Origin of the sequence: Kineococcus haloalkalitolerans (assembly GCF_050871905.1) — a bacterium.
GTDB lineage: Bacteria > Actinomycetota > Actinomycetes > Actinomycetales > Kineococcaceae > Kineococcus.
In genome coordinates, this window is record NZ_JBJLSH010000096.1 from 1 (window position 1) to 3,607 (window position 3,607).

General features: G+C 77.4%; 3 protein-coding genes. 2 read left to right on the forward strand and 1 reads right to left on the reverse strand.

Going from position 1 to position 3,607, the window contains the following annotated elements; translation table 11 throughout:
• Positions 1–90 precede the first annotated feature (90 nt).
• Positions 91–1,239 (reverse strand): Gfo/Idh/MocA family protein, encoded by a 1,149-nt coding sequence (locus ACRYMY_RS19570; protein WP_432548884.1) that lies wholly within the window; start codon positions 1,237–1,239, stop codon positions 91–93.
• A 124-nt stretch (positions 1,240–1,363) separates the two neighbouring features.
• On the opposite strand from ACRYMY_RS19570, the gene purN reads away from it, so the two are divergent.
• On the forward strand, positions 1,364–1,996 hold the full coding sequence (gene purN, locus ACRYMY_RS19575; protein ID WP_432548885.1) for a phosphoribosylglycinamide formyltransferase: 633 nt from the start codon (positions 1,364–1,366) through the stop codon (positions 1,994–1,996).
• Entirely contained in the window at positions 1,996–3,567 is a 1,572-nt protein-coding gene (gene purH, locus ACRYMY_RS19580) for a bifunctional phosphoribosylaminoimidazolecarboxamide formyltransferase/IMP cyclohydrolase (RefSeq protein ID WP_432548886.1), read from the forward strand. Before purN ends, purH begins: the two co-directional genes overlap by 1 nt.
• Positions 3,568–3,607: the final 40 nt, after the last annotated feature.

Here is a 3,607-nt window from a genome sequence, read left to right on the forward strand (position 1 = left end):
GATCTCGCTGGGATTCCCAGCGAGATCACGGAGGGGTGGGGGCGTCGGGCGTCGAGGAGGGCGGGGGTGGGGCGGCGGGAGGGGCCGGCGTCAGGGGGTGCGGGTCCAGGGCAGGTCGAGCTCGCGGAACAGGGCGCGCCGGGACAGCGCCAGGGCGACGGCCTCCTCGACGCCGCGCAGGCGCCGGTGCTCGTCCCCGCCAGGCAGCGGCACCCGCTCGACGAAGCGCTCCTCGACCCGGTGCGGGGGCGCCGAGCGCGTCACGGCGTCCAGCACGGCCGTGAAGGCTCCCGTGTCCGCCAGCGGCGAGCGCAGCGGCGCGCCCGTGCGCAGGTGCGCCAGCAGGTCGTCCAGGAGCTCGGTGCGCGCGTGCCGGGTGACCAGCGGCGGACGCCCGGGCACCTCCTCCACGACGACGTCCACGGCGTAGTAGAGGGTGGCCCGCCCCGCGGTGCCCTCCACGACGACGGCCGGCTCGCCGCGCTCGCCCGCGCACAGCGTGACCGCCGCCAGCAGGTCCGGGGACTCCCGCAGCCGCACCCGCAGCGAGGAGGTGTCGTCGGCCTCGACGTCGTTGACGCGGTACAGGTCGGGGTCCACGGCCAGGACGTCGGCGGTCTCCTGCCGACCGGCCACCGCGAGCGCCGTGGCCAGCGAGTGCGCCAGCGGGTTGGTCAGGACGCCGTCGGCGACGACGCGGCCGTCCAGGACGCGCCGCCCCGCCCACGACGAGCGCTGCCAGTAGCTGCGCGGGCGCATCCAGCAGCCCGTGGCCGCCCAGCCGGTGACCTCGCCGAGGCGCCCGTCCGCGACGCGCTCGCGGACGTGGTCGAGGGCCTGCGAGCCCAGGCTCTGGAAGCCGACCTGGCAGGGGCGCCCGGTGCGCCGGGAGGTGGCCAGCAGGGCGTCCAGCTCGGCGGGCGTGGCGGTCGGCGGCTTCTCCAGCAGCACCGCGGCGCCCGCCTCCATCGCCGCGGTCGCCAGCTCGGCGTGCGTGTGGATGGGGGTGCTCAGCACGACGACGTCCGGCACGCCGGCGGCGAGCAGGTCGTCCAGCGAGGGGTGCCGGGCCACGCCCGTGGGCACGTGGTCCGCCTCCCCGGCGCGGGGGTCGGCGACGGCGGTCAGCCGGGCCCGGCCCTCCGCCTGGGCCTGCAGGGCGCGCGCGACGTGGGAGGCGCCGTGACCGTGCACCCCCACGACCGCGACCGCGGGGACGTCCGCCGTCGGATCGGTCATGGGGTGAACCTACCGGCCCGCCGACCGGGTGGACAGCGTCCACGCTGACGGACCGTGTCCAGTCGACCGGGTGGTCGGGGCCGTGGTCGGGGAGCCCCCCGCGCGAGGGCTATCGTCCGTGCACGTGCAGACCGGACCCGCGCGCGTCGTCGTCCTCGCCTCCGGCTCCGGCTCCCTGCTGCAGGCCCTGCTCGACGCCGACGACCCCGCGTTCTCCGTCGTCGCCGTCGGCTCCGACAAGCCCGCCGCCCCCGCGCTCGAGCGCGCCCGCGCCGCCGGGGCCGCCGCCTTCGCCGTCCCGCCCCGCGAGCACCCCGACCGCGCCGCCTGGGACGCCGCGCTCGCCGCCGCCGTCGCCGCCCACGAGCCCGACCTCGTCGTCCTCGCCGGGTTCATGCGCGTCGTCGGCGCGCCCCTGCTGGAGCGCTTCGGCGGCCGGCTGGTCAACTCCCACCCCGCGCTGCTGCCGTCCTTCCCCGGCGCCCACGGCGTGCGCGACGCCCTCGCCCACGGCGTGAAGGTCACCGGCTGCACCGTCCACCTCGTCGACGCCGGCGTGGACACCGGCCCGATCCTCGACCAGGTCGCCGTGCGCGTCGCCGACGACGACGACGAGGCGAGCCTGCACGAGCGCATCAAGGTCGCCGAGCGCCGCCTGCTCGTCGACGTCGTGGCGCGCCTGACCCGCGCCCGCACCACCGATCCGACGACCCCCGCCGCCCCGCACTCCCCGCAGGAGAGGACCAGCCCGAGCTGATGGCCGAGCAGACCACGACCGTGCCCGTGAAGCGCGCCCTGGTGAGCGTGTACGACAAGACCGGGCTGGAGGAGCTGGCCACCGGGCTGCACGCCGCCGGCGTCTCGATCGTCTCCACCGGTTCCACCGCCGCGCGCATCGCCGCCGCCGGGGTGCCCGTCACGCCCGTCGAGGAGCTCACCGGGTTCCCCGAGTGCCTCGACGGGCGCGTCAAGACGCTGCACCCGCGCGTGCACGCCGGGATCCTCGCCGACCGCCGCCTGGACGACCACGTGCGCCAGCTCGCCGACCTGGGCGTCGAGCCGTTCGACCTCGTCGTCGTCAACCTCTACCCGTTCGCCGCCACGGTCGCCTCCGGCGCCGGGTTCGACGAGGTCGTCGAGCAGGTCGACATCGGCGGGCCGTCCATGGTGCGCGCCGCGGCCAAGAACCACCCCAGCGTCGCCGTCGTCGTCGACCCCGCCCGCTACGGCGACGTCCTCGACGCCGTGCGCGCCGGGGGTTTCGACCTGACCCAGCGCCGCCGCCTGGCCGCGGCGGCGTTCGCGCACACCGCCGCCTACGACACCGCCGTCGCCGGCTGGTTCGCCGAGCAGACCCTCGAGGACGCCGACGCCGGCTGGCCCGCCGTCACCGGCGTGGCGCTCGAGCGCGCCGACGTCCTGCGCTACGGCGAGAACCCCCACCAGCGGGCCGCCGTCTACGTCGACCCCACGGCGGCGCCCGGCATCGCCCAGGCCGTCCAGCTGCACGGCAAGGCCATGTCGTACAACAACTTCGTCGACGCCGACGCCGCCCTGCGCGCCGCCTTCGACCACGACGCCCCCGCCGTGGCCGTCATCAAGCACGCCAACCCGTGCGGCATCGCCGTCGGCGAGGACGTCGCCGCCGCGCACGCGGCCGCCCACGCCTGCGACCCCGTCTCCGCCTACGGCGGCGTCATCGCCGCCAACCGCGTCGTCACCCGCGCGATGGCCGAGCAGGTCGCGCCCGTCTTCACCGAGGTCGTCGTCGCCCCCGGCTTCGAGCCGGAGGCCCTGGAGGTGCTGCGCGAGAAGAAGAACGTCCGCCTGCTGCAGCTGCCCGAGGGCTACGGGCGCGGCGGTGCCGAGTGGCGCTGGGTCTCCGGCGGCGTGCTCGTGCAGGACCTGGACCGCCTCGACGCCGACGGCGACGACCCGGCCGGCTGGACCCTCGCCGCCGGCGAGCCCGCCGACGAGCGCACCCTGGCCGACCTCGCGTTCGCCTGGCGCGCCGTGCGCGCGGTGCGCTCCAACGCGATCCTGCTCGCCCGCGACGGCGCGTCCGTCGGCGTCGGCATGGGCCAGGTCAACCGCGTCGACTCCTGCCGCCTGGCCGTCTCCCGCGCCGGCGCCGAGCGCGCCCGCGGCGCGGTCGCGGCCTCCGACGCGTTCTTCCCGTTCGCCGACGGCGCGCAGATCCTCCTGGACGCCGGGGTGCGCGCGCTCGTGCAGCCGGGCGGCTCGATCCGCGACGCCGAGGTCGTCGAGGCCGCGGCCGCCGCGGGCGTGACGATGTACTTCACCGGCGCCCGCCACTTCGCGCACTGAGCGAGCGCGCGCGGTCCGCGGGGCTCAGCCCCCGCGGACC

Bases quoted from the DNA above. Each gene is read 5' to 3' on its own strand.
- ACRYMY_RS19570 (WP_432548884.1), bottom strand. From the start codon at position 1,239: ATGACCGATCCGACGGCGGACGTCCCCGCGGTCGCGGTCGTGGGGGTG.
- purH (WP_432548886.1), top strand. From the start codon at position 1,996: ATGGCCGAGCAGACCACGACCGTGCCCGTGAAGCGCGCCCTGGTGAGC.